The following is a 26,276-nucleotide window of genomic DNA, read 5'->3' as shown; positions in this document are numbered from 1 at the left end:
TAAAGAGTAGGTTTTTCACATGTATGCAAAACGGCGGACACACATGATTATCATTGCTTCACCGATTGCCATTGTTCTGTCACTGCTGCTTTCCGTTTTATACGGCGCAAAGCAGCTTGACATCCATACCGTGTTCTCCGCATTGCTGCACTTTAATCCGGAGAATACCGACCACCAGATCATATGGCATTCAAGAATCCCGAGGGCTGCCGGCGCTATGTTTATCGGCGCAGCCCTTGCTGTTTCCGGAGCGCTCATGCAGGGAATCACACGGAACTATCTGGCCTCGCCTTCAATCATGGGTGTGTCGGACGGCTCCGCTTTTATCATCACCCTTTGCATGGTATTGCTCCCTCAATCGACATCCATTGAAATGATCATATACTCGTTTGTCGGTTCCGCATTCGGCGCCGCTCTTGTTTTCGGGCTGGCCTCAATTCTTCCCGGCGGTTTTACCCCGGTGCAGCTTGCCATCATCGGAACGGTGACCAGTATGCTTCTCAGCAGTCTGTCGGCTGCGCTTTCGATTTATTTTCAAATTTCGCAGGATCTCAGTTTTTGGTACAGTGCGAGACTGCATCAAATGAACCCTGATTTTTTGAAACTGGCCGTCCCGTTTTTTGCGATCGGAATCATCACGGCCATGATTCTCAGCAAAAAGGTCACTGCCGTATCATTAGGAGACGACATTTCAAAAAGTCTGGGACAGCAGAAAAGAACCATCAAACTCATGGCGATGGCGGCCGTTGTCATATTGACCGGAAGCTCGGTGGCACTCGCCGGAAAAATTGCATTTGTCGGTTTGGTCGTTCCGCACATTACACGTTTTCTCGTCGGATCGGACTACAGCAGGCTGATCCCATGCGCGTGCATCATCGGCGGCGTCTTCCTGACCCTTTGCGACCTTGCCAGCCGATTCATCAATTATCCGTTTGAGACGCCTATTGAAGTTGTCACTTCTATCATCGGTGTTCCTTTCTTTCTTTATTTGATTAAAAGAAAAGGAGGGGATCAGCGTGGTACGTAAAATGGCCGGAATTTATATCATTCTGATTGCTCTCATATTGCTCGTAAGCTATTTCAGCATGACAAGCGGTTCTTTTTCCGCAAAGCCGGGTGAACTGCTCAGTACCCTTTTCCGCATCCATCCGAATCCGCAATATGACATTTTGCTGTTTCAGCTGAGGCTGCCGCGCATTGTCATGGCTGCTGCCATCGGGCTCGGATTGGGGATAGCCGGAGCCGTTATTCAGGCCATTACCAAAAACGGTCTTGCCGATCCCGGTATTTTGGGCATTAATGCAGGAGCCGGAGCCGGAATCGTCACGTTTATGCTTCTGTTTCAGGGACAATCTGAAGCGACGGCACTTGCCTCTGCGATGGGTATGCCTGTCTTCGGCCTCATCGGAGGATTGATGGCGGCCGTGCTGATCTATATTTTCGCCTGGCACCGGGGGCATCTGGAATCGGGCAGAATTATTCTCGTCGGGATCGCCATGAATTCCGGATTCAGCGCGCTGTCTTTATTTCTTTCATTAAAAATGGACCCGCAGGATTATGAGATGGCGATGGTTTGGAAAAACGGCAGCATCTGGTCGGCAAACTGGATGACCATTACGGCGATCCTTCCGTGGCTGATCGTGTTCATTCCTCTGCTTATGGCGAAAACGTCATTGCTGGATACCATTCGTTTCGATGAGGACACGGTGAAAAGCCTCGGTGTTTCAACCAATAAAGAAAAAACGATTTTACTCATTGCCTGCATCGCTTTGATCAGCGCATGTGTAACCGCAGCGGGCAGCATGGCATTTGTCGGACTGATCGCGCCCCATATTTCCCGCAGGCTCGCCGGGATTGAGCACAGATACTCATTACCGGTCAGCGGATTGGTCGGTATGCTCCTCGTCATATCCGCCGACTTTGCGGGCAAATTGTTCTTTCAGCCTTCAGAAGTGCCGGCGGGAATTATTCTTGCGATTCTCGGCGTTCCTTATTTCTTTTTTCTTCTGTTTAAGCAAAAGAAGGGGCTGGATGCATGAGAGGCACCCTTACAGAACACCGGATAAACGGAAAGGAATGCACTGTGTATCTTCCTCCCCCCTATTCGGTTCAAACAGGGGCTTTACCCTGTGTGTACGTACTGGACGGGGGTTTTTTGTTTTTAGAACAGATGGATAAGCTTGAATCCCAATTTGCGAACGGAACACTTCCCGAATTGATTTTCATCGGCATCAAACCGGCTGACAGGCTCGATGAGTACACGCCGTGGCCCGCGCCCTCCCTGAGCCCTGCGTTTCATGATTTCGGCGGCAAAGGGAGGCTCTTTCTCGAGGAGCTGACAAATGTCATCATTCCCACTGTTGAAGATATGCATCACATTTCTGCACATCCGGAAACGAGAGGACTGGTCGGCGCGTCATTAGGCGGACTGTTTTCGATATACGCGATGCTCCAAAAGCCTGAAACATTCGGCAGAATCGGTTGTATTTCCGGTTCCTTCTGGTATGAAAAATCAGCAGATTATGTCCGCTCCGCATCTTTGCGTCCGGCACGGCGGCGTATCTTTATGTCTGTCGGCAGCCGCGAAGCTGAGCATAAAAACAACATCCAAAACAACATGATCCGACTAAATAAAGACGTGTACGAAAGCCTCAAGCAAAAAGGCTTTTCTCAATCTCAGCTCTCTTTCACGATCGAAGAGGGCGCCGTGCACCATCAAGAAGCATTCAAACGACAATTCAATGCAGCACTAAGCTGGCTGTACGGAAAAAACCGCTCACGTAGCTGAGCGGTTTTTTTCATACTTCATCACGACCGGCTTAAGTTCAAAGCGTCTCAGCAAATAGCCGAACAAAGCGGCAAGGATTTGCTGAAAAAGCATCCCGATGACGACCGGAACCGCCACTTGAGACGGAAAAAAAGAAACGGCGAGAACGGCTCCGGCGCTGATATTGCGCATGCCCCCCGTATAAATCAGAGACACAATTTCATCCTGGCTCCGCTTCATCAGCCTTCCGATCAGCCATGCCACGGCATAACCCGTCATGGCAATAAAAAATACCATGCCAGCGATGCCCGCAAATTTGATATCCACGTGCGTGACATACGGCGCGATTTCCGAACTGTTAATGGCAATGACAATCATCAGACAGATTTTTGAAAAAGGAGACAGCGACCGGCTTATTGCCTGAGTCCTTACCGGCGGGGAAAACTGGTTGACTATCATCCCTGCGATGGATGGAATCACCACCATCTCCGCCAGCCCTTTCATCATTCCCCACACATCCATCTGAACATTCGCCCCGGCCAGGACAGACAGGCTTAACGGTACGATAAAAGGAGAAAGCACGGTATCAACCAGGATAATAGACAGCGTCAATCCGACATTCCCCTTATACATCGCAGCCCAAATCAAACTCGTAATTCCGGTCGGAATCACCACACCCATAATCAGCCCCGTCACAGTTAAAGGGTCACCGCTGAAAATCAGATGGCCGCTTCCCCATGCAAAAACAGGCATGAAAATATGCAGAACAAACAATGCCATGATCATCGGGAGCGGCTTCTCGATACTGCGCTTCAGCGAATGAAAATTGGCACTCAGACTGCCCGTAAATGTAATAAATGCAAATATCCACGGCACAGCGCCGGCCATCCAGCTGATATGCTGAGATAACAGCACACCCGCCGCCACACTTGACGGAGTCAAAAGCGGCATGATTCTCCCCAACACTTGGTTCAACTTCTGAAGCCACATCATATGCAAGTCTCCTATATACGGTTTTCAAGTCTCATTCATTATAACAATGCCCCCCGGCAAATTTAACCGAAAAAAAGCCCGGATATATTCATCCGGACTTCACAAATTCTATGCCATTTGTTTCATTAAATCTCGGCTTTTCTGATTTAATCCCTTTAATTCAGCCTCAATTCCGTATTCTTTACATTTGGCGACAATTTTCTCAAGAGCCGCCGCTCCCGAATCATCCCACACGTGGGCATCGGTCAAATCAATGACAATCCGCTTCACGTCTTCATCATAAACGATGGCATTTATGAGCTCAGACACGGAAGCAAAAAAGATCTGTCCCGTTACCTTATAAGTTCTGACATCTTTCTGTTCGGAATGTGACACAATCTTCAGCTTAGAAATTTTAGCCGTAAAAAAGATCGCGCTTAGCAGCACACCCGCGAAGACACCCTTTGATAAATCATTTGTCAGGACGACCGTCATGACGGTAATAACCATAACGATCGAATCAGTAAGGGGCGCTTTCCGCAAACCTTTAATCGATGACCAGTCGAACGTGCCGATAGACACCATAACCATCACGGCCACCAGCGCAGCCATCGGAATTTTCACGACGATACCGCTTAATACGGCAATTAAAAACATTAAAAACGCGCCGGCGGTAAAAGCCGATAACCGGCCGCGTCCGCCGGCTTTCGTATTAATGACAGACTGGCCGATCATGGCGCATCCGGCCATGCCTCCGAAAAATCCGTTCACAATATTGGCGATGCCTTGTCCGCGGCTTTCTTTGTTCTTATCACTATCCGTATCCGTCATTTCATCAATGATCTGGGCTGTCAGCAATGACTCGAGTAATCCGACGAAAGCAAGCGCCAGAGAATACGGGAAAATAATCCGCAATGTCTCAAACGTCCACGGAACATCCGGTATCAAGAAATGCGGAAGTGAACTTGTGATCCCGCCCATATCACCGACCGTGCGGACATCCGCATGGAAGACCACCGCAATGATCGTCATGACAATAATCGCCACCAGCGGAGACGGCACAGCCGTCGTAACCTTCGGCAATAGATATATGATAGCCAGTGATCCGGCAAGCATGGCATACATGACCCATGAAGCTCCTTTGAACTGCGGCAGCTGCGCAGAAAAAATCAAGATCGCCAAAGCATTCACAAATCCGATCATGACCGAACGCGGAATAAATTTCATCAATTTCGCTATCTTACTGACACCAAGAATAAATTGAATAATACCTGTCAAAATGGTTGCCGCAAACAAATACTGCAGCCCGTAATCAGCCACCAATGTCACCATGACAACCGCCATTGAACCCGTAGCGGCTGAAATCATTCCCGGTCTGCCACCGAAGATAGAAATAATAATCGCGATACAAAATGATGCATAAAGGCCGACCATCGGATCGACACCTGCAATAATTGAAAATCCGATCGCCTCAGGGATCAGAGCGAGAGCAACCAGAATACCGGCCAGAATGTCTTTACGGACATTCCCGAACCATTGCTGCTGTAACGTATAATCTTTCAAATGATAACGACTCCTTTTCACTATAAAAATCCGCACCCTATCAGTTGGAAACATTGATTTTCATCTGGGGAATATGAGGCAAGCTTACGGGGAAAAAGAGGACACGCTTCAGAGTATAATGTCGTTGAGGAAAGGAATTGTTAACAAAGAGTATCATATTAAACTTTAAAGAAATGTGCAAGCCGTATAAATAAGAAAAGAAAACGGCCCTCACTGGAGCCGTTTCCGCTTTTATAAAAGTTCCGGATCAGACACAAGAATCGTTTTTATTGCGCTGATATCCTTTCTTTCTTTTGTCACCGGGTCGATGCCCATGAGATGATCAATGGCTTCTTCATAATTCTTCAGTTCCGTCTTTTCCGTAATAAAATCATAGAGCTGCGGAAGGTCGGATGCGCATGCTAACGCGGCTTCCATGATCTGGCGGGCTTCACCTGTGCCCACAATCGTTACGCCGTTTGACAGCAGCTGGTACGGCCTGACCGTCATCTCATACGTATCATCAAAGCCCATCGGCACGATTCTGCCTCCCTTTTCAATAAAAGGATAAGCCCAATCAAGCTGGTTGCCGATCGCGTCAAAAATCACATCAAATTTTCTTCCTTGATTAATCCGTTTCACTTCATCCACGGTTAATGCTTCAGGGTGGTAGACATAATCAGATATCCGGCTCGCCGCCTCGCTTCGGAAACTGCCTATTTCAGTCGCAACCGTCAATCGCGCCAGTTTTTTCACCATCATTTGCACAAGCAGTCCGATCGGTCCGGATCCCAAAACCAAGACCGAGTCCTCCGGCTGAATCGAAGCCTTGTCCACAACATTCAGCACACAGGAGAGAGGCTCAACCAATGTGGCCCGCTCCCATTCCATTGAATCCGGAATTCTGTACATGAACCTGTCTTCCCCCACGTAATATTCCGCAAACGTTCCGTGCGCCCCGATTCCGAGCTGCCAATCCTCGAAGGTTTCGCAATAACACGTCAGCCCTCTCCGGCAATAATGACATTTCCCGCAAAACTGTGTAGGATCTATCACGACCCGGTCTCCGACTTTTACATTTGTCACGTCCGGTCCGATTTCCACGACCGCTCCCACCGATTCATGCCCCATAATCATATGATGGGTTGCATTCATTTTTCCTTTCAGCACATTTAAGTCCGTTCCGCAGATACCGGTGCCGAAAATTTTCACTTTCACATCATTGGATTTCCGAATTTGAGGCTCGTCCACCTCTTGATATTCAAGCTTATCATTAGGAGTCCAGACCAACGCCTTCATATTTCTCTTCCTTTCTGCCCCAGCGGATTTGGTCTAACAATGTTTGATGAAGCTCCTTCGTTGATGCCGCAATACATGATTGCTGATTCTGATAACTTAAATCTGTCAGAAGCGTTTCGTCCAAAGACCGGCCGTACGCATCCGTAATGACCACTCCCGCCTTCTTCGCCAAAAAGACGCTTGCGGCAATATCATAAGGAAACAAATGCAGCACCTGTCCGTTCCCGACCTGCTGAAAATCTGAAAGCAGCTTCGGATCATCTTTCAGCAGACGATTGCCGATATCCACATAAGCATCCATCTGCCCCGTGATAATTCGTGAAATCGAATAAGAAGCGCTGTTGAAAACAAAAACCCCGCCATTATTGGCCGACTGGTCAATCAGATGGCCGTATGCGTCCGTCATCAGCTGCGCCGGATGCCCGTTAAATTCAAGGCTCCAAAACATATTTTTAATATCCCGCACTTCGCTCAAATTCGGCAATTCTCCATGATACCCTTCAAAATGAATGGCATCGCTGTATATATCACCGTACATATAAGCGCCTGATTTCAATTCAAGCAAAAAAGCAAATTCGATATCCTTAATCTTTGCGTTTGGCTTATACGAAGCAAGCGCAATCGAAATACACGACATTTCAAGTCCCGCGGCGGCCGGGCGCGTTCCGTCTATCGGATCTACAATTAAAATATATTGCGGATCTTCTCCAATCAGCTTCAGGCCGCCATCCTCCGTGTAAAAAGCAACCGGATGGCCCTTTTCTTGAATATAATCCAGCACCGCCTCCTCAGCAGCGGCGTCTATGTTAAATTGGGCGTCGCCTCCCGGAGAATAGCCGTTTACGAGCCGGTTTTTCAGCGTGCCTTTTTGATTTTTCACCTTTTGATAAACAAATTGTCCAAGCTCAATGATATAGTCTCTCACTTGATTTCCTCCAATAGCTTGCGAAGTCTGTAGCAGAGCACTTCGGCTTCACTAAGTGTTATGGTTAAAGGCGGACGGATTTTAAATACATTTCCGAATCCGTAACGGGATGTCCGGAGAATCAGCCCGTAATCCATTGCCCGTTTAGCAATATAATTGGTCAGGTCCACATCCGGTTCATTGTTCTCTTTCACAATCTCCACACCGATCATAAGACCGACGCCTCTTACCTCAGAAATAAAAGCGAAATCCTCTTTCATCGTTTCTAAGCGATCCATAATATAATGACCGACCGTCGTTACATTTTCCAAAAATCCCGGACGCTGCATGATATCTATGGTTTTACAAGCGGCAGCGGCGGCCATCACATTTGAGCCGTACGTGAAGGAGTGCGTATACCCCGGAAGCCCGGTATACTTGTCCTCCGTCAGAGTGGCGGCGACTTGGAAGCCTGTGCCCCCGAGCCCTTTTGCTACCGTCATCATATTAGGTTTCACATCGAAGTGGTCCGCGGCAAACATTTTGCCCGTCCGTCCGAACCCGGTCTGAATTTCATCAAAAATCAGGGCGATATCATGTTCATCACAAAGCTTTCTCAGCTGTTTAAAATACTCTTTAGGCGGAACGACGTTTCCACCGTTTCCGGATATCGGTTCAATAATCATGGCGGCAATTTTTCCATTGCTCGCATACTCAATAAAATCATTAATTCTTTCTACGCACAGCATACCGCATGAATCAGGTTTCTGATTATAAAAACAGCGGCTGCAATACGGATCGGGAACTTGCAGGCCAAAAGAAATTTGCGGCGGGAAAGGTTCTTTTCTGAATGAGTTGCCGGACAAAGCGGAAGTCATATACGTTTGTCCGAGGTGGCTTCGAAATAAGGAGATGACATCGGTTTTTCCGGAGTAATACTGAGCCATTTTAATAGCTCCTTCATTTGCACCGGAACCGCTGCTGACTTTAGGGTGTACTTTTGTGAGATTATCGGGGGCGATTTCTACTAGTTTTTCTGCCAGTTTATTTACGGCGTCTGTTTGAAAAGATGATGTCACATGGATCAGCTTATCGGCTTGTTCTTTAACCGTATCAATGACTTCTTTGTTACCGTATCCTAAATTCAAGTTAAATGTGGCAGAAGCGCAATCAATGTACTCATTTCCCTCTTGATCGTACAGGTAAATCCCTTCTCCGCGCTCCATTACTACATCGTCAACACTGTAATACAAGCTGTCTGGATTCGTGATTTCCTTCGTTCCCACAAATACCACCCCTATGAAATTATTAGAATTTCGCTTTTTATCGTATAAATTATTGAAAATAATGTCAACGATCTTTCTTGTAAAAAATGTTAACAATTTGTTAACGTTACCATAAGGGATGTACGAGAAAATGTTATGTGATATAGTAACAATACTTGGATTTTTTGTAAAAACATCATGGTCATACGAGTAGAGAGAACTATTATTTTACCAATAAGGAGATAAAATGATGAAAACTCGTCTGCTGTGGATAAGCTGTTTTTCTTATGGATCGATTGCTTTTACACTTGTTATTCTGGGAGCCGTACTGCCTGAGTTACTCACACATTATTCACAAAGCTACAGTAATGGCGGAGTATTGGTATTCTCTCAGTTCATGGGCTTTCTCATCGGTGTCATCGGAATGCCATACATGGTGAAAAAGCTTGGGCGCAAAAACGTCGTTATCTTTGGCCTGGCACTCATCAGCTGTGAAATGTTCATCACCTTCCTGCCGCCCTGGCCGCTGCTCTTTTTTCTCGTCAGCATCGCAGGGCTTGGCGCCGGACTGGTGGAATCCTGCGTAGGCACGATCATCCTCACCGCTATTAAAGAAAGACAGGCTATGGCCATGAGCAAGATGGAAGTGGCCTACGGATTAGGTGCGCTGTTCATGCCTCTGCTCTCAGGCTTTCTTATCAACAACCACATGTGGACAATTGCTTTTTTAGTATTAGGGTTATCCAGTTTTGCACTTTTAATCGCATGGAAGCAGATGAGTTTCGGCAGTATTGATCAGCTTCTCATCCGCAAAGAGGTCTCTTCTGCTGACACTCAAAAAGAAAGCACCGGTTATCGGTCACAAGGATTGCTGTTTATTGCCTTGGCGGGTGCTTACTTCTTCTTTTACGGCGGCAGTGAAGTTTCCATTGTACATTTTATCCCCTCCATCTTCGCTGAGAAATGGGATATCCCCAACTCTTTGGCAACAATAACAGTTACAGTGTATTGGACGGGTATGATCATCGGAAGGTTATTAACAGGCCCGGTATCAGAAAAGCTGACATATCACCGTTATCTTCGTCTCATAAGCATTGGCGGTCTGGCAGCACTTACCGTATTAGCATTAAGTAAAAACGTATGGTTCGGTTTTGCCCTTTGCTTCTTTTTAGGATTGTTCATGGCAGGCATGTTTGCAATAGCCCTAATCATCACGAATCATTTTTATCCCGGAAAGACAGAAACAACTACCAGTATTCTGCTCGCTTCAAACGGATTAGGAGGTTCACTCCTTCCGATCGCCGTCGGCTGGAGCTTAGATGAATATCCCGCACAAACTGCATTCTGGCTGTTTACTGCACTGATGCTCCTTATGCTGCTGATTGTGTTCAGTTTAAGAATGCTCGAGACAATAAAATCAAACAATCTTCAAAATCATAACAGCAAAGCAAAATCAATGTAAACAAAAAAGCTAATGCCTTTCAAAGGCATTAGCTTTATATATCTATGTGATCTTCCATATAAAAAACCCAGTTCATCATAAACTGGGTTAAGATAGCTTGGCGGCGTCCTACTCTCACAGGGGGAAACCCCCGACTACCATCGGCGCTAAAGAGCTTAACTTCCGTGTTCGGCATGGGAACGGGTGTGACCTCTTCGCTATCGCCACCAAACCATTGAGAGTGTTCTCTCAAAACTAGATAACAGTAAGCATACATTCAAATTGGTTAAGTCCTCGATCGATTAGTATCTGTCAGCTCCATGTGTCGCCACACTTCCACCTCAGACCTATCAACCTGATCATCTTTCAGGGATCTTACTTCCTTGCGGAATGGGAAATCTCATCTTGAGGGGGGCTTCATGCTTAGATGCTTTCAGCACTTATCCCGTCCGCACATAGCTACCCAGCGATGCCCTTGGCAGAACAACTGGTACACCAGCGGTGCGTCCATCCCGGTCCTCTCGTACTAAGGACAGCTCCTCTCAAATTTCCTGCGCCCGCGACGGATAGGGACCGAACTGTCTCACGACGTTCTGAACCCAGCTCGCGTACCGCTTTAATGGGCGAACAGCCCAACCCTTGGGACCGACTACAGCCCCAGGATGCGATGAGCCGACATCGAGGTGCCAAACCTCCCCGTCGATGTGGACTCTTGGGGGAGATAAGCCTGTTATCCCCGGGGTAGCTTTTATCCGTTGAGCGATGGCCCTTCCATGCGGAACCACCGGATCACTAAGCCCGACTTTCGTCCCTGCTCGACTTGTAGGTCTCGCAGTCAAGCTCCCTTGTGCCTTTACACTCTGCGAATGATTTCCAACCATTCTGAGGGAACCTTTGGGCGCCTCCGTTACCTTTTAGGAGGCGACCGCCCCAGTCAAACTGCCCACCTGACACTGTCTCCCCGCCCGATAAGGGCGGCGGGTTAGAAGGTCAATACAGCCAGGGTAGTATCCCACCGATGCCTCCACCGAAGCTGGCGCTCCGGTTTCCAAGGCTCCTACCTATCCTGTACAAGCTGTACCAACATTCAATATCAGGCTGCAGTAAAGCTCCACGGGGTCTTTCCGTCCTGTCGCGGGTAACCTGCATCTTCACAGGTACTATAATTTCACCGAGTCTCTCGTTGAGACAGTGCCCAGATCGTTGCGCCTTTCGTGCGGGTCGGAACTTACCCGACAAGGAATTTCGCTACCTTAGGACCGTTATAGTTACGGCCGCCGTTTACTGGGGCTTCAATTCGCACCTTCGCTTACGCTAAGCGCTCCTCTTAACCTTCCAGCACCGGGCAGGCGTCAGCCCCTATACTTCGCCTTACGGCTTCGCAGAGACCTGTGTTTTTGCTAAACAGTCGCCTGGGCCTATTCACTGCGGCTCTCTCGGGCTTGCACCCTAACAGAGCACCCCTTCTCCCGAAGTTACGGGGTCATTTTGCCGAGTTCCTTAACGAGAGTTCTCTCGATCACCTTAGGATTCTCTCCTCGCCTACCTGTGTCGGTTTGCGGTACGGGCACCTCTCACCTCGCTAGAGGCTTTTCTTGGCAGTGTGGAATCAGGAACTTCGCTACTATAATTCGCTCGCCATCACAGCTCAGCCTTCACGGGAAACGGATTTGCCTATTTCCCAGCCTAACTGCTTGGACGCGGATATCCAATACCGCGCTTACCCTATCCTCCTGCGTCCCCCCATTGCTCAAATGGTGAGGAGGTGGTACAGGAATATCAACCTGTTATCCATCGCCTACGCCTTTCGGCCTCGGCTTAGGTCCCGACTAACCCTGAGCGGACGAGCCTTCCTCAGGAAACCTTAGGCATTCGGTGGAGGGGATTCTCACCCCTCTTTCGCTACTCATACCGGCATTCTCACTTCTAAGCGCTCCACAAGTCCTTCCGGTCTTGCTTCACAGCCCTTAGAACGCTCTCCTACCACTGTTCGAAGAACAGTCCGCAGCTTCGGTGATACGTTTAGCCCCGGTACATTTTCGGCGCAGAGTCACTCGACCAGTGAGCTATTACGCACTCTTTAAATGGTGGCTGCTTCTAAGCCAACATCCTGGTTGTCTAAGCAACTCCACATCCTTTTCCACTTAACGTATACTTTGGGACCTTAGCTGGCGGTCTGGGCTGTTTCCCTTTCGACTACGGATCTTATCACTCGCAGTCTGACTCCCAAGGATAAGTCATCGGCATTCGGAGTTTGACTGAATTCGGTAACCCGGTAGGGGCCCCTAGTCCAATCAGTGCTCTACCTCCGAGACTCTTACCTTGAGGCTAGCCCTAAAGCTATTTCGGAGAGAACCAGCTATCTCCAGGTTCGATTGGCATTTCACCCCTACCCACACCTCATCCCCGCACTTTTCAACGTGCGTGGGTTCGGGCCTCCATTCAGTGTTACCTGAACTTCACCCTGGACATGGGTAGATCACCTGGTTTCGGGTCTACGACCACGTACTCAATTCGCCCTATTCAGACTCGCTTTCGCTGCGGCTCCGCATCTTCTGCTTAACCTTGCACGGGATCGTAACTCGCCGGTTCATTCTACAAAAGGCACGCCATCACCCGTTAACGGGCTCTGACTACTTGTAGGCACACGGTTTCAGGATCTCTTTCACTCCCCTTCCGGGGTGCTTTTCACCTTTCCCTCACGGTACTGGTTCACTATCGGTCACTAGGGAGTATTTAGCCTTGGGAGATGGTCCTCCCGGATTCCGACGGAATTTCACGTGTTCCGCCGTACTCAGGATCCACTCAGGAGAGAACGAAGTTTTGACTACAGGGCTGTTACCTCCTATGGCGGGCCTTTCCAGACCTCTTCATCTACCTCGTTCCTTTGTAACTCCGTACAGAGTGTCCTACAACCCCAAGAGGCAAGCCTCTTGGTTTGGGCTGGTCCCGTTTCGCTCGCCGCTACTCAGGGAATCGCATTTGCTTTCTCTTCCTCCGGGTACTTAGATGTTTCAGTTCCCCGGGTCTGCCTTCTCATATCCTATGTATTCAGATATGGATACCACTCCATTACGAGTGGTGGGTTTCCCCATTCGGAAATCTCCGGATCAAAGCTTGCTTACAGCTCCCCGAAGCATATCGGTGTTCGTCCCGTCCTTCATCGGCTCCTAGTGCCAAGGCATCCACCGTGCGCCCTTTCTAACTTAACCGTTAAAAAGAATCACTACGTGATATCTTGCATTACTAATTGAATGTGAATTACTTCTGTTATCTAGTTTTCAAAGAACAACGCATAGGACATGCTAACACATGCGTTGCCACAGGAAGTGGCGCATTTAGCAGGTGTTCCTATGTTTTGAAGGAATGATCCTTCAAAACTAAACAAGACAGGGAACGTTCTGTTTATAAGACCCAAGGTCTTATATTCCGTTAAAATCCTTAGAAAGGAGGTGATCCAGCCGCACCTTCCGATACGGCTACCTTGTTACGACTTCACCCCAATCATCTGTCCCACCTTCGGCGGCTGGCTCCTAAAAGGTTACCTCACCGACTTCGGGTGTTACAAACTCTCGTGGTGTGACGGGCGGTGTGTACAAGGCCCGGGAACGTATTCACCGCGGCATGCTGATCCGCGATTACTAGCGATTCCAGCTTCACGCAGTCGAGTTGCAGACTGCGATCCGAACTGAGAACAGATTTGTGGGATTGGCTTAACCTCGCGGTTTCGCTGCCCTTTGTTCTGTCCATTGTAGCACGTGTGTAGCCCAGGTCATAAGGGGCATGATGATTTGACGTCATCCCCACCTTCCTCCGGTTTGTCACCGGCAGTCACCTTAGAGTGCCCAACTGAATGCTGGCAACTAAGATCAAGGGTTGCGCTCGTTGCGGGACTTAACCCAACATCTCACGACACGAGCTGACGACAACCATGCACCACCTGTCACTCTGCCCCCGAAGGGGACGTCCTATCTCTAGGATTGTCAGAGGATGTCAAGACCTGGTAAGGTTCTTCGCGTTGCTTCGAATTAAACCACATGCTCCACCGCTTGTGCGGGCCCCCGTCAATTCCTTTGAGTTTCAGTCTTGCGACCGTACTCCCCAGGCGGAGTGCTTAATGCGTTAGCTGCAGCACTAAGGGGCGGAAACCCCCTAACACTTAGCACTCATCGTTTACGGCGTGGACTACCAGGGTATCTAATCCTGTTCGCTCCCCACGCTTTCGCTCCTCAGCGTCAGTTACAGACCAGAGAGTCGCCTTCGCCACTGGTGTTCCTCCACATCTCTACGCATTTCACCGCTACACGTGGAATTCCACTCTCCTCTTCTGCACTCAAGTTCCCCAGTTTCCAATGACCCTCCCCGGTTGAGCCGGGGGCTTTCACATCAGACTTAAGAAACCGCCTGCGAGCCCTTTACGCCCAATAATTCCGGACAACGCTTGCCACCTACGTATTACCGCGGCTGCTGGCACGTAGTTAGCCGTGGCTTTCTGGTTAGGTACCGTCAAGGTGCCGCCCTATTTGAACGGCACTTGTTCTTCCCTAACAACAGAGCTTTACGATCCGAAAACCTTCATCACTCACGCGGCGTTGCTCCGTCAGACTTTCGTCCATTGCGGAAGATTCCCTACTGCTGCCTCCCGTAGGAGTCTGGGCCGTGTCTCAGTCCCAGTGTGGCCGATCACCCTCTCAGGTCGGCTACGCATCGTCGCCTTGGTGAGCCGTTACCTCACCAACTAGCTAATGCGCCGCGGGTCCATCTGTAAGTGGTAGCCGAAGCCACCTTTTATGTCTGAACCATGCGGTTCAAACAACCATCCGGTATTAGCCCCGGTTTCCCGGAGTTATCCCAGTCTTACAGGCAGGTTACCCACGTGTTACTCACCCGTCCGCCGCTAACATCAGGGAGCAAGCTCCCATCTGTCCGCTCGACTTGCATGTATTAGGCACGCCGCCAGCGTTCGTCCTGAGCCAGGATCAAACTCTCCGATAAAGTGTTTGACTGACTACGCACATCGCTGTGCGATTTATTTAAAACTTTGAATTAACAGGTACGTTTTGTCTTGTTTAGTTTTCAAAGATCATTACCGCTTGTTGAAGCAGCTTTATTATCTTACCACTCAGCTTCTTTTATGTCAACAACTTTTTTTAAGTTGTTTCCGAAGCTTTTTGTTGTTGTCTGCTGTTCATCAGCGACGTTTAATAATATACCACGGTTCCTCTCTATAAATCAAGCATTTTTTAAAAAAAAGAGAAAAAAAGAAAACCAGTATATTATCTTTATAGTTTGAGAATGGTCGGGAAGACAGGATTCGAACCTGCGACCCCATGGTCCCAAACCATGTGCTCTACCAAGCTGAGCTACTTCCCGATTTTTAAATATATTATGGCGCGCCCGAGAGGAGTCGAACCCCTAACCTTTTGATCCGTAGTCAAACGCTCTATCCAATTGAGCTACGGGCGCAATCAATTTCACAATATCCCGTTGGGATAAAATGGAGCGGAAGACGGGATTCGAACCCGCGACCCCCACCTTGGCAAGGTGATGTTCTACCACTGAACTACTTCCGCAAGTAAAAATGTAATGTACAGCCAGAATACAGCATCAGATAACCAAAAACTGTATTGTTATTTATTCAGTAAAACTCCAAACGGTATAACCCGCAGACTAATCTAAAGCATACTGTTCATTATGACAAAAGTAATTATATCAAGGTTTTGATAAAAGTCAATACCGTTTAACAATTAATTATGTTAATCTCTTTTGCATCCTTGAAGAAAGGCTTCATCAGAAGACGCGCTAAATACCTATACCTTAACTGGTACAATCAGCAACAGATATTTACTGAACTAAACAAAAAATAACAGTTCCATAACGCGCGGAAACTGCTTCAGATCAACGTATTTAGATAAGCTTCCAAGCGGGCTCGAACCGCTGACCTCTTCCTTACCATGGAAGTGTTCAGTTAAAGTCTTAGAAATGTTTAGTCGGATAATCACTGTTATAACAAGGTTTTGATAAACGTTAAAATGATTTAGACCAATTTAAAAAGAAGGCGACTAATCGTATTTGCCACCTCTTTGCCACCCTAGCCACCTACATCCAGGTTTCGCCGCAATAAAAAAGAGCCCTTACTTATCCAGGGCTCTTCCTTATAATAATTTAATTGTCCGCGGTAATCCTTCTTGCCATGTTACGTAATTCTTTTCTCTTAACCTATCCAGCAGCCCCTTTACCGAACTGGTGGACCGCAAACCAAGTTCCTCCATTAACTCCCGATGTGTTGGGGCCACTCCATACTGATTTAAGAAATTCGATATCGCGTTTAAAGCATCTTCTTGCCTTTTTGTAAGATTACGCATGATTGCTGATTCCCCTTCTATAATTAGAGGGGGCCACAGCGAGAATATTATCCATCCTGAAAGTTTTTGTCTGTCTACTTTTAAAACAGAACGCACGAATGTATTGATTCTTGATTTGATGTACTATGATTGCTCTCTTCGATATTGTCCCATCATTCTTTATGTAGATCATGTCCAGCGTTGATTTTTCATTTAATGAGCGGTTTAACAATGAATGCAAGCTGCGCCCCCTCCTTCTTTACTATTATTTTATACGAACCTTTGTTCTACATCAAGTTGAAAAGGGAATGTTTGTTCTGGTATTATTTACTCGAGGAGGTATTTCGAATGAATGATTTCGAGCGGAAAGTGTACCGGATAATCTTTAACATGACCCAATTCGGGAAAGATCCCTCCTTGGATGAGTTGAAGAGGAAAACCGGTAAAGATGAACAGACTATACGTGAAGCGGTCAAGAACCTTATGCGGCAGCGGATGTTGAAATGGAATAAGAAAAAAAACAGATGGATGTTTTGAATACATTATAATGAGGAAACTAAAAAAGCCTTTTCCGAAGAAAAGGCGTAAGCTATTCAAGTTTGAAGGCGATCTGAAGCTACTTTGATTGTATCTTGTGCTTGTTTTTCTACTGAGTTCATACCCAATCCACATACTAAAGTCAATGACAGACCTAGGACGATGAAGATACTCTTTTTAAAATTCATACAGGCACTCTCCCCTTTGAATTTGTGTTTGCGTATCAACCATTTTTTTATGATAAAAATAAGAATTCTCAAACTCCCTTGAATCTGCGTAAACAGATGCAGTTTCGCAGGCAATATCTTCAACATATGAGTAATTCTTATTCTTCTCCAGATACTCAATTGTTTCATTAACTCCCTGTTGATCCACTGCATCCACATAAAGTGCCTTCAGATACCCCTGAAGATTTTCAAAAAGCTTATCGCCTTGATATACCGCGGCCGACAAACCTTTTTTGCTTGCTTGGATACCCTCAGCCATTTTCCCCTGTTTAAAAAGGAATTTTGCATAAGAAAATAAAGAGTGCGGCAAGTTGCTCAGTTTTGCTTTTTCGGTTATCTCAACTGCTTGCCTTAAAAATATCTCAGCCTTTTCATAGTCGCCCCTATCTCCGAAATTTGTACCCAAATTATAAAGGGCAGAACTAATCAATCTCTTGTTATCTAACTCTTTTGATAATTCAAGAGCCTTTTCAAGATGCGGCTGACTCTTCTCATAACGCTTAAAATCAATATAATTCCCTGATATGACAAATAGACATTGAATTTTCCGGACCTTATACAACTCATACTGATCGTAAATATCGAGCGCTTGCTTTACGTGATGCATAGAGACGTGGCTTTGTTTCATACCGTAATATGCTTCAGCCAGTTTAAAATGAAACTCCGCTCTCTCAATTTCATCATGCACATGAACGAGTTGTTTTTCAGCCTCTCTATAAAAGCCGATCGCCTTTACATACTGCTTTTGATCAAATTCATACATGCCGCGGAAAAATAAAGAATAATAGCACAGCAGGCCGGAAATTCCTTTATTTGACGCTTCGATTTTTTCCAGCAGCTCGTCAATTGTCGGTCTCACACGGGTAGTCACCGGTTCTAAATAATCCAGCATGAGCTGATGGCGGAATTTCATGAGGGTGTAGTAAATCAGTAGATACTCGTCTTCTTCCATCTCATTGATTTCTTGTTCCACTTCCGCTTTCAAAATCTCCGCATCCGGAACACTGAACTGACGTATCATTTTGTACCATTCATTAATCTTAACGCCTACCTCTGATGATGGTAAAACAGAACTCACAAGGCCACTCCTCCTTTTATATAATATTCTAACATTTCCAAATTATGTTTAAACGAAAAAAAACCGCAAAATTCCATTCGGCTTGATCATAAATCTTAGTTTTGAGTTTTAAGTCTACAACAAAAAAAGCAGGCCTTATGCAGCCTGCTTTTTTTTGAGAAATTTATCTAAGATGAACATAAATAATGTGAATAACAGAGACATAATCAACATGTCTAGTATAGTTACATTAGAATTTTCTTTTACTAAGAAGAACCAGAGAAGTTGTAAAACGAAAGAAATCACAAAATACAATATGTACCTAATACTATTCATGTCAATCCATCCCTTCAATTATCCTTATTGTCCTATACAGCGTACACTGAACCACGCGAGACTCGCGGCTAAACCAACAACTCCACCTCTAACTGCATTTTTCCCTACAATTTTTATGATTTGAATAGCCGCTTCTTTCCACATTTTTTTTTCAAGTAATTTTTGCAGGCCTCCGGAAATAAAGCCAATCCCAGTGAAGTCGATGATTTTTTGTTTTAAGCAACCCATATAAGATGCTGTTGAGAAGTCACCGTCTGGGTTCGGAACACCTTTTAAATCTTCTTCAGTAAGTTTATCCCCATTAACCATTTTAACAAAGGCAACAATAGACGCAACGTTCTCAGGACCGAATTTTTCAGAGACTAATTGCTCATTCACGATGTACTTCCCATCTTTAAGAAGGGATGCTTCATCAAAAATGAACTGCATATCTTGTGCTAATTGATCCTCTTCAGATAAAGTTTTAGCATTTGCAAAAGGCGTAAATACCGCTAGAGATACAGCTAAAGCACAAAGCAAAGCAACAACAGACTTCCAATTTTTCTTTAAAGTACCCAAGTTTAACAACTCCTCCTTTGGAAATGATTTGAATTACCTATTATTGTTATATCATTTCCAACCACAACAAACAACCATATTTTACAAATTTTCATTGTCGAACTCTCTATTTCTCTTTTAACCTTTGGATTTCCTTAGCGATATTTTTCTAAATTGATACGATTCTCTTATCCTAATATCTTGAGGGTGTTTGTACTGGGGATTTCCAATATAAAATGAGGCATCTAACGTATTGTAATAAAGAAGATCAAAAATGGGACCCTTCCAATTGGAAGGGCATTTTTTATTTAAGAAGGGACTCAAGCTTCGTTTTCGTATTCGGTCCGTAAATACCATCCGCAGTCAATCCATACATGGACTGGAACCGTTTGACTGCATTTGCTGTCTTCGGTCCGTATGCACCATCTATTCCGTTATTCTTCGCCCCTTTGTCCGGATAGTAATAGAGAGCCGCCAGTGCTGTCTGAATCTGTTTCACGGCGGGTCCCTTTGTTAAGGGGCTTGTCACTTTAAAAATGCCAGCAGGTAGGCTGAATTTTGATTTTTGTTTTTTTGGCTTTGAGGCTGTTACTTTCTTCTTGCCGCCGCTTTTCAGCTCATTATCGCTTTTGATATAGGAGACATTCACATATCCGTGGAATGTCTGGCCTTTTGAATTGGTGTATTCAACATATCCCCATCCGTTGACAGTTGATCCAAGCTGATATTTTACAACCGTGCCATTCGGCAGGTTAAGCACCATGGAAGAAGAGGCGCTCCGTTGTGTACGTAAAACAAGGCCATCGCTTGAAACCACCGTGTTTTTGATGAATCTTCCTGTGTCTGTATGGGTGACATCCGGATTTGATACAGGCGCCGTTACAACCACACCATCCATTCGCTTTTCAACACGGGTCTTAAAATCGGCAAACCCTTTAGAGTTGCTTACCCACGGCTCCGGGCAGATTTTATGTGTAATGTCGTAATGTCGAACAATGTCACTGATTGGATCAAGTTTATACATTTTGCACAGCTCGGCACAAACTTGTTCTGCACGAGCAATGGTATCCGGATGGAAAGTGCCGTTCTTTTCAATGCAAAGCTCCACGCCGATAGATAAGAAATTCGCATTCGGCTTCAGCGCCGCGACACCTCGGTAAGGCTGCCCGTTGACGAATTGCTGAACGTCATTCGCATGATAGGCCACCTCATTCAACGGAATGATACAAATAGCCTCTGTACGATCGACAAAGATATGTGCAGATGCAAACGTCTGTTTCTTCTCAGACAGATTTCTGTTCTGTGCGGGGAGCGTTTGACCAAAGTATCTATAATGATTGGCAGCGGGCGCGCCGGGGTTTGCCGTGTAATGCACCACCAGTTTCTTCACGCCGTTATTTTTGATTCCCGGCCGCGTCCATTTATTAATATCAATATATTGGTTTCTGTATGCTGACATAAAAATCTCTCCTATTCTGTTTTGAAATATAAAAAGGCCGCCGAACGGTAGCCCTTACTTGGTCAAATCGTGCTGTTTTAAAACGGCTCTTTGCTTTTGGCCTTTTTCAGTCACATAGTTGTTTTTGAACCATGCTACAAGCGTAGTGCTGATAGTAAATATTACAGAGCCGGCAGTGTACAGCGCATCAGCAAGCTGATTCACTTGTGCGTCTGTGATATCCAAAGGTGATTTGCCAAACATCAACATTGTTTGGTTAATAAGCGCAATTAAAAGAAGCACCGTCCGGACGACCGTGCCTTTTTCAAATTTTTTCATGTATTTTCCTCCTTATTTCTGCAAAACAGTATAAAAAATAGCGATTGCGCCGCCAATAATGCCAGTGCATACCGCTGTAATGATAGCGCCAGTGATTGTGCGCTTGATCCAAGTTGTGTTCTCTTCGATCTTGTTGAGTTTTTCGTTTAATGTCATGATCTGCTGGTCTTGCCTATCGGAAACGCGTTCAAGAACATTTACGCGCTGTTCGATTGCTTTCTGACCTGTCTTCATTTCCATTATCTCTTTTTGTAATACATGCACATCTGGTACCTCCGTCACTTCTGACATTAGTACGCCCCCCTTTTATTACATCGTTTTCACCTCCTGTATGAGGCAATTAAAAAGGACAGCCGCTATTTTATGAGACGGCTGTCCCTTTTACGGAAAAGTTCCCATTATTTAAAGCGGTAATCTCCATCACGATCTCTTTGAATCCTGTAATATCAAAAGTCCAAGCTTCTGACTTCCCGACTGTGCTTATAGCCAGAGTGCCGTCGTCAACTTTTTGGCCGCGCAGCGGGCGTTTTGTTCCTGAAAGAGATTTCCCCCAGAACTTCAATTCACTTGTATCAGCCGTGCCATAGACTTCAATCAATAATGTTTTAAAGGAACCGACTTTCAAAATATTCCCCTCACCTGGGGTCTCCACTTTGTCATGAAAAACGATATCGGCTGTTTTAGCCTGTACACTTTCAAAATCAGCCGGATTAATCGCGATTCCTTGGGTTTCTACCTTTAAGCGGCCGTCTTTGGTTACATTGCTTGATGTAAATTCAAGCGGGAGCGGTTTATCAGATTCAATTGAGACTGAATCCCGAATCTTCACATCTCCCTGGCCTGCCCCGAGCGACTGATACAGTAAAAATTCTGATTGTTGCAGGTTACCATTCGCATATCTGAAGCGGTAGTATCTCTGTGATAAATCGACCCAATCAGTCTCTGATAGAGTATTGGCTTTCACTTCTAATGATGTGATGGTGGACCATGAAACATTATCGTTACTTTGCTCGATAAATAAAGTCCCTTCACGATCTGAATATGCAGCGCCTTTGATTTTAGAAATTAAGATCGGTCCCAATCTATCCTGGCCGTATTGGCTATAAGAATCTGTGGCCTTTAACGTTGCATTAGTCAGAAGTTCTGCTGTTCCTGAAATATCTGCAACTGGCTCAACAAAGTCGCTTTTCCCTTCTCTAAATGGTTTTACTGCGCCCGGCTTTCCCGCGGCATCCGTTGGAAAGGTAAATCCTAAAGATGACATAATTGTCCTCCTTCATAAAAGTTTTTATTTATTTGAGCAGATTTTTTTCAAACTTATGACAACGTCTCACCCCCTTCAAGGCAAAATAAAAAAGCCTATAAGGCTTTACCAGTGATCTCTATATACTGTTCCGGGGTAACGAGCTTCTTTTCAACGCCCTGCTGTAAATCGGCTGCAGAACAATCGTCGTAATACATTGCCTTTTTCACCATCTCCGGAGTGGCCCATTTATAATATAGTGCCAATACCCAATAATTCATTTTGATTCATCCCTCTCTATCCATGACATAATGGCGAGCTTTAGTTCCGATAGCTGCCGTCCAAGTGTTTGATTTAATTCTTCAAGCTGTTTACGGGCCAGTTTTTCTTCCGAAAGCTTCTGTGCCAGTAATTGAATTTGATCAGGCAGTTCAAATGGCGGATTTTGTTTTAATTCGTCCCACCAAGCTTGTAAATCCGCTTCTGTAGGGATAGGAGCCCGGATATTCCATCGTGCAATGTAAGAGGGGGTACCATCGCCATTATTCTGAATGATAAAATCTTTAGTCGGATCGGCATCGGGATATTTATAAAGGATTGCTTCACCTATATTCATTTTTTACCTCCTCACACATTGGCATAATTTAATCCTCCAACTTCTTGAATATCAAAGAAGTTGTAAACATCATTCTTATCAGTAATGCCTCTCTTGACGGTTTCATCTCCGCCATAATTACAGTAGCAGAAGATTTCCACATAATCGCCCTTGTTCATTGGAATAGTGGCTGTTCCGTTTAACCCTAAATTCATTTCTTTGCCGTTATCAAAATATCCTCTATAGTGGTCAAGGGTTTTATACTCTTTTCCGTTCAGATACACCTTCAAATGAAAGTTGATATACATAGCGTAATTGATCATATAAAGCCCAACATTCACCAAGTACATTCCATCATTCGGCGCGACAAATCTATTATTTTTAATATCAAAAGCATCATGACTGTCTTTTATTTTTCGATTAAAAGCTATCTTGGTGTGATCAATCTGCTTTAAATATTGAACATCGGATACTCCCACACTTGCGTGAGCAAAACCTGATATCTTTTCCCATTTTGTCCAGCCTGTACTATCCCACCAATGGCGGATCCATGTCCCGATATTCTTCCTCTTTGTTCCATCGCCATTACCATAGAAATACTGAGCAAAGCGCCATTTGTTTAAATTTTCATTTTTAATTAAGCCATAGCCAAGAGGGTAGCCTGTGTCATTGCCCTCATAGATACCCATAAAAGTTATTCCTTCAGGGTAATCAGTGCCTGGTGTTCTTGCATCGACGATCGCTCTTTCATCTCCATCACGAATGCAAATTAGGTTCTCGTTTTTGAAATTGGAATCCACATAATTGATAGCATCAGTCAATGCCTGCTTAGCTTTTTCTTTTGCTCCTTCAGGGGTTTCTTTGTTGTTCCAGTTTTCCCGCTCTTCTTTATTGATATGAAGTTCAGCATCATTCACATGAATATCAAAGTCTCGTTTCGGAGCCTGCTGCACGTTGTCCACGTTCCCGAGGCCGACTTGTCCCTTTGTCGTTTTATGCGGGTTATTCATGTCGTTTTTATGAGATGCAAGGTCCGTATGGGCGTCTTTTATTCCTTTTTCCCAGCGGTTAACATCACCTTCGTTAATCGGGTCGTCTGGAAGCCAATTTGTTTTTGCTTCGTAAGCCATTCTTATACCACCTCAAAAGTAAACCTAAAATCTAACGTTCTGTTATCACTGACATTTAAATCAGTCTTTCGTTCAGTAATCACATTTCCCAAGTCATCAATGATCTGCACTGATTCAATGTGCTTAATATCCTCTTCACGATGTGTGAGCACCGTAACCACCGCGCCACTGATCGAAAGCTCCACGATTTCAGTCTCTTTTCCATTCAGCAGCACTTTGCTGATTCGATCTTTTAAATCTGCAGCAGTTCGCTCTCTATATGCTTCTGAAATCATGTCAAGATCACCTCATTGTTATTAAGAGTTACGGAATAACCTACGCGAAGCTCACTCACTTTACGGTATCTCCTGTGATTCAATATCACTGTATCCTTTATTTGCAGACTCTCATTAAAGGCCGGCCTGAGTGTGTAAGCCAAATGTGCCGGCTTCATGTTCTCTAACGTCTCAATAAGCTCAGTCATGTGCTGCAGATCATCTATATCAATATCAACGTTAAAGTGATACTCTCCAGGAATCAGACGGACGCAGGCAGACGGATTTTTCAAGAACCTGTTAAGCGCCCGCTCGATGGCCAAATATGTTGCCGGAGGAATATTGGACATTTTGGAAATCAGGCGCAGCCTGCGAATCTCATACGTATCACCCGACTCGCGCGGCACATTTAATATTTTTTCCCAGCGTTCAAGCCCCCAGGTAGCTGTTGTGACAAACAGCTGATCTGTCAGATCAAAGATGCCCTCATTTTGCTTTTCAAATTCCGGTGCTTCTGTCTGAAGGATTTGAGTCATTTCTTTCAACTTTGTTAAGAACGGTGGCAGGTAAGCCGTCATTTCATCGAGTTTGCTCAACGATCGTCACCTGCCTGAGCTTAGGGATTTCAATATCATCCAGAACCAAATTTTCAGCCAATCCGTTAATTTTAATATCAGAGTAATCGCTCACGGATGGCGAATTATACACGATGTTGTTAATTTGAGAGAGCCGGATCACATTATCTTCAAAGGCCATCTTCTTGAAAAGATTCAGGACCCCCGCTTCTATTTCATCTTTAACTTGGTCAATCGAACTATTGATTTCAGGCAGCACAGAGGCGGAAATCTCAATCTCTTTCCATTCTGCACTTTCTACAGTCACAAACGCACCGATTGGCGCCTGGCCTTCTCCTTGTCCGGGCTCCGGATCAATATAGTCACTGACCTTTGTTATCAGAATATCCGAAGCCGGTTCCAGCTTAGCATCCGTCACCACAATCTTGACAGTGCCGTCTCCCTTCCAAAGCGGGAAGACCTTCGCTTTACCCACTCCGTCCACTTCTTCCGCCCACTGCTTATAATGCTCTTTATTAGCACTTACGGCTTCTCGGCGCACGCGGGTAAAATAGCGTTCTCTCAAATTATTGTCGTCTTCCTCTTCGCGGCCAGGAATCAGGATCTCTTTCACTATCGCCTTTTGAAGTCCTGGTATCGTATCGAGCGACAAAAGATTTTGTCCGGAGATATTTGCATTACCAGCTTCACCGGCCGTTTCACATTCTAATGTTCCATCCGCTGTATATTGAAAATAGAGATTATCAACAAAGAAGCGGGAACCCGCAGGAATTTTCACCCCTGATGTGAATTCGCCCGCCCTTACAGCTTTTGTGGCCGCCGTTCTTTCAATCCCCGCTTCAGCAGCCCGCCTGTCCAGAAATTCGCCCTGAGCCGTATCGGAAAACACGAGCTCCAGCACGGTATCAAGCCAAATATAAGACTTTGCGAGCTCAGCGGCCGCAGGCGCGAGCGCATTGTAAATGACGCTGCCTTCTCTTGTATCAATATCCGCAGAGATACGGGACAGCATACGATCCATAATCTCCTCAAACGTTTGATCTTCAAACATCCTCGCCAAGCACCTCCTCGATCTCCAGCGTGCCCTCGTCTGTCTCTACGATAAAAGAAACTATGAACCTATCACCTGATTTATCAATCTCAAAATCAGTGACAGAAGAAATTCGATCATCATAAATTAAAGCTTCTTCGATCAGCCTCGGGATCTCCATTTTTTTATATGCATCTGTTGTCTCGTTATCAGAAAGAACCTCTTGAAGCTCATTACCAATGTCATGACTGAAAACAGAATAGGAATACCGCTCTGTATGCAGGGCCATATAAACAAATTGTTTAATTGCCTCAAGTCCTGCGATCAGCTCATTAGTAATTCGCCCATTTTCAAAGTCAATTCTATATGTGCGCGATGTCTCTATTGCTTCGCTGTCATCTTCAAAATCATCAAATACTATTTCTGGTGAAAGGGCCAACCCAC

At 45.6% G+C, this 26,276-nt stretch carries 25 protein-coding genes, 3 tRNA genes and 3 rRNA genes; 5 read left to right on the top strand and 26 right to left on the bottom strand.

Annotated elements, in window-relative coordinates; translation table 11 throughout:
- The first annotated feature begins 19 nt into the window (after positions 1-19).
- The 3 genes from GNE05_RS01400 to GNE05_RS01390 are packed head-to-tail and all read left to right on the top strand — an operon-like array spanning position 20 to position 2,788.
- Positions 20-1,027: a FecCD family ABC transporter permease gene (locus GNE05_RS01400; RefSeq protein ID WP_160182336.1), complete on the top strand. Its 1,008-nt coding sequence runs from the start codon at positions 20-22 to the stop codon at positions 1,025-1,027.
- A 1-nt stretch (position 1,028) separates the two neighbouring features.
- On the top strand, positions 1,029-2,039 hold the full coding sequence (feuC, locus tag GNE05_RS01395; RefSeq protein WP_032870282.1) for an iron ABC transporter permease FeuC: 1,011 nt from the start codon (positions 1,029-1,031) through the stop codon (positions 2,037-2,039).
- The gene (locus tag GNE05_RS01390; RefSeq protein ID WP_160182335.1) at positions 2,036-2,788 is read left to right on the top strand and encodes an alpha/beta hydrolase; all 753 of its coding nucleotides are present in this window, start codon (positions 2,036-2,038) and stop codon (positions 2,786-2,788) included. The genes feuC and GNE05_RS01390 overlap by 4 nt, the downstream gene beginning before the upstream one ends.
- On the opposite strand, the gene GNE05_RS01385 is transcribed toward GNE05_RS01390, so the two are convergent.
- The 5 genes from GNE05_RS01385 to GNE05_RS01365 form a co-directional block, all read right to left on the bottom strand.
- Entirely contained in the window at positions 2,777-3,718 is a 942-nt protein-coding gene (locus tag GNE05_RS01385) for a bile acid:sodium symporter family protein (RefSeq protein WP_094031904.1), read from the bottom strand. The two genes, GNE05_RS01390 and GNE05_RS01385, sit on opposite strands and share 12 nt — an antisense overlap.
- 150 nt (positions 3,719-3,868) lie before the next feature.
- Positions 3,869-5,302, bottom strand: coding sequence for a SulP family inorganic anion transporter (locus tag GNE05_RS01380; RefSeq protein ID WP_061890401.1), 1,434 nt, complete (start codon positions 5,300-5,302; stop codon positions 3,869-3,871).
- A 231-nt stretch (positions 5,303-5,533) separates the two neighbouring features.
- A complete protein-coding gene (locus GNE05_RS01375; protein ID WP_003156784.1) occupies positions 5,534-6,580 on the bottom strand; it encodes a zinc-dependent alcohol dehydrogenase in 1,047 nt (348 codons plus the stop codon).
- Positions 6,555-7,505, bottom strand: a complete 951-nt coding sequence (locus GNE05_RS01370; RefSeq protein ID WP_060562965.1) for an inositol monophosphatase family protein — start codon at positions 7,503-7,505, stop codon at positions 6,555-6,557. The genes GNE05_RS01375 and GNE05_RS01370 overlap by 26 nt, the downstream gene beginning before the upstream one ends.
- Positions 7,502-8,770, bottom strand: a complete 1,269-nt coding sequence (locus GNE05_RS01365; RefSeq protein WP_015416683.1) for an aspartate aminotransferase family protein — start codon at positions 8,768-8,770, stop codon at positions 7,502-7,504. Before GNE05_RS01365 ends, GNE05_RS01370 begins: the two co-directional genes overlap by 4 nt.
- Before the next feature lie 229 nt (positions 8,771-8,999).
- Between GNE05_RS01365 and GNE05_RS01360 the strand changes: the two genes are divergently transcribed.
- Complete coding sequence (locus GNE05_RS01360) at positions 9,000-10,211, top strand: MFS transporter (RefSeq protein WP_201741794.1); 1,212 nt, start codon at positions 9,000-9,002, stop codon at positions 10,209-10,211.
- Between the two features lie 95 nt (positions 10,212-10,306).
- Here the strand turns inward: GNE05_RS01360 and rrf are convergent.
- The 7 genes from rrf to GNE05_RS01325 form a co-directional block, all read right to left on the bottom strand.
- Positions 10,307-10,422 (bottom strand): 5S ribosomal RNA (gene rrf, locus GNE05_RS01355).
- Positions 10,423-10,472: 50 nt separating this feature from the next.
- Positions 10,473-13,402 (bottom strand): 23S ribosomal RNA (locus tag GNE05_RS01350).
- 233 nt (positions 13,403-13,635) lie between these two features.
- Positions 13,636-15,185: ribosomal RNA gene (locus GNE05_RS01345) — 16S ribosomal RNA — on the bottom strand.
- Together the 16S, 23S and 5S rRNA genes with 3 tRNA genes alongside form the textbook arrangement of a ribosomal RNA operon.
- A gap of 301 nt (positions 15,186-15,486) precedes the next feature.
- Positions 15,487-15,563: transfer RNA gene (locus tag GNE05_RS01340), tRNA-Pro, on the bottom strand.
- 16 nt (positions 15,564-15,579) lie between these two features.
- Positions 15,580-15,656: transfer RNA gene (locus tag GNE05_RS01335), tRNA-Arg, on the bottom strand.
- A gap of 32 nt (positions 15,657-15,688) precedes the next feature.
- Positions 15,689-15,763, bottom strand: a tRNA-Gly gene (locus tag GNE05_RS01330).
- A 582-nt stretch (positions 15,764-16,345) separates the two neighbouring features.
- A complete protein-coding gene (locus tag GNE05_RS01325) occupies positions 16,346-16,555 on the bottom strand; it encodes a LexA family protein (RefSeq protein ID WP_021494575.1) in 210 nt (69 codons plus the stop codon).
- Between the two features lie 327 nt (positions 16,556-16,882).
- On the opposite strand from GNE05_RS01325, the gene GNE05_RS21110 reads away from it, so the two are divergent.
- A complete protein-coding gene (locus tag GNE05_RS21110) occupies positions 16,883-17,071 on the top strand; it encodes a hypothetical protein (protein ID WP_053285373.1) in 189 nt (62 codons plus the stop codon).
- Between the two features lie 177 nt (positions 17,072-17,248).
- Here GNE05_RS21110 and GNE05_RS01320 read toward each other — a convergent pair whose 3' ends face one another.
- From GNE05_RS01320 to GNE05_RS01260, 14 genes are all read right to left on the bottom strand, one after another.
- Positions 17,249-18,376 (bottom strand): Rap family tetratricopeptide repeat protein, encoded by a 1,128-nt coding sequence (locus tag GNE05_RS01320; protein WP_021494571.1) that lies wholly within the window; start codon positions 18,374-18,376, stop codon positions 17,249-17,251.
- A gap of 135 nt (positions 18,377-18,511) precedes the next feature.
- A complete protein-coding gene (locus GNE05_RS21105) occupies positions 18,512-18,691 on the bottom strand; it encodes a hypothetical protein (protein ID WP_007410112.1) in 180 nt (59 codons plus the stop codon).
- Positions 18,692-18,715: 24 nt separating this feature from the next.
- On the bottom strand, positions 18,716-19,249 hold the full coding sequence (locus GNE05_RS01315; RefSeq protein ID WP_053285374.1) for a hypothetical protein: 534 nt from the start codon (positions 19,247-19,249) through the stop codon (positions 18,716-18,718).
- Between the two features lie 283 nt (positions 19,250-19,532).
- Complete coding sequence (locus GNE05_RS01310) at positions 19,533-20,687, bottom strand: N-acetylmuramoyl-L-alanine amidase (RefSeq protein ID WP_053285375.1); 1,155 nt, start codon at positions 20,685-20,687, stop codon at positions 19,533-19,535.
- 54 nt (positions 20,688-20,741) lie between these two features.
- Positions 20,742-21,005 carry a phage holin gene (locus GNE05_RS01305; RefSeq protein ID WP_053285376.1) on the bottom strand — a complete coding sequence of 88 codons (264 nt, stop codon included), beginning with the start codon at positions 21,003-21,005 and terminating at the stop codon, positions 20,742-20,744.
- 12 nt (positions 21,006-21,017) lie between these two features.
- On the bottom strand, positions 21,018-21,296 hold the full coding sequence (locus tag GNE05_RS01300) for a hemolysin XhlA family protein (RefSeq protein WP_025284124.1): 279 nt from the start codon (positions 21,294-21,296) through the stop codon (positions 21,018-21,020).
- Positions 21,297-21,366: 70 nt separating this feature from the next.
- Entirely contained in the window at positions 21,367-22,269 is a 903-nt protein-coding gene (gene xepA, locus GNE05_RS01295) for a phage-like element PBSX protein XepA (RefSeq protein ID WP_053285377.1), read from the bottom strand.
- Positions 22,270-22,364: 95 nt separating this feature from the next.
- Positions 22,365-22,529: an XkdX family protein gene (locus tag GNE05_RS01290; RefSeq protein ID WP_053285378.1), complete on the bottom strand. Its 165-nt coding sequence runs from the start codon at positions 22,527-22,529 to the stop codon at positions 22,365-22,367.
- Positions 22,526-22,864 carry an XkdW family protein gene (locus GNE05_RS01285; RefSeq protein WP_053285379.1) on the bottom strand — a complete coding sequence of 113 codons (339 nt, stop codon included), beginning with the start codon at positions 22,862-22,864 and terminating at the stop codon, positions 22,526-22,528. The genes GNE05_RS01290 and GNE05_RS01285 overlap by 4 nt, the downstream gene beginning before the upstream one ends.
- Before the next feature lie 11 nt (positions 22,865-22,875).
- Entirely contained in the window at positions 22,876-23,973 is a 1,098-nt protein-coding gene (locus GNE05_RS01280; protein WP_053285380.1) for a hypothetical protein, read from the bottom strand.
- 2 nt (positions 23,974-23,975) lie between these two features.
- A complete protein-coding gene (locus GNE05_RS01275) occupies positions 23,976-24,248 on the bottom strand; it encodes a hypothetical protein (protein WP_053285381.1) in 273 nt (90 codons plus the stop codon).
- A complete protein-coding gene (locus GNE05_RS01270; protein ID WP_073982316.1) occupies positions 24,245-24,823 on the bottom strand; it encodes a YmfQ family protein in 579 nt (192 codons plus the stop codon). The genes GNE05_RS01275 and GNE05_RS01270 overlap by 4 nt, the downstream gene beginning before the upstream one ends.
- Positions 24,807-25,853: a baseplate J/gp47 family protein gene (locus GNE05_RS01265; RefSeq protein WP_053285383.1), complete on the bottom strand. Its 1,047-nt coding sequence runs from the start codon at positions 25,851-25,853 to the stop codon at positions 24,807-24,809. The genes GNE05_RS01270 and GNE05_RS01265 overlap by 17 nt, the downstream gene beginning before the upstream one ends.
- The gene (locus GNE05_RS01260; RefSeq protein ID WP_053285384.1) at positions 25,846-26,271 is read right to left on the bottom strand and encodes a DUF2634 domain-containing protein; all 426 of its coding nucleotides are present in this window, start codon (positions 26,269-26,271) and stop codon (positions 25,846-25,848) included. The genes GNE05_RS01265 and GNE05_RS01260 overlap by 8 nt, the downstream gene beginning before the upstream one ends.
- Positions 26,272-26,276: the final 5 nt, after the last annotated feature.

The organism is Bacillus sp. AM1(2019) (assembly GCF_009906915.1).
Taxonomy (GTDB): domain Bacteria; phylum Bacillota; class Bacilli; order Bacillales; family Bacillaceae; genus Bacillus; species Bacillus velezensis.
This window is presented reverse-complemented; position numbering and strand designations above follow the sequence as displayed.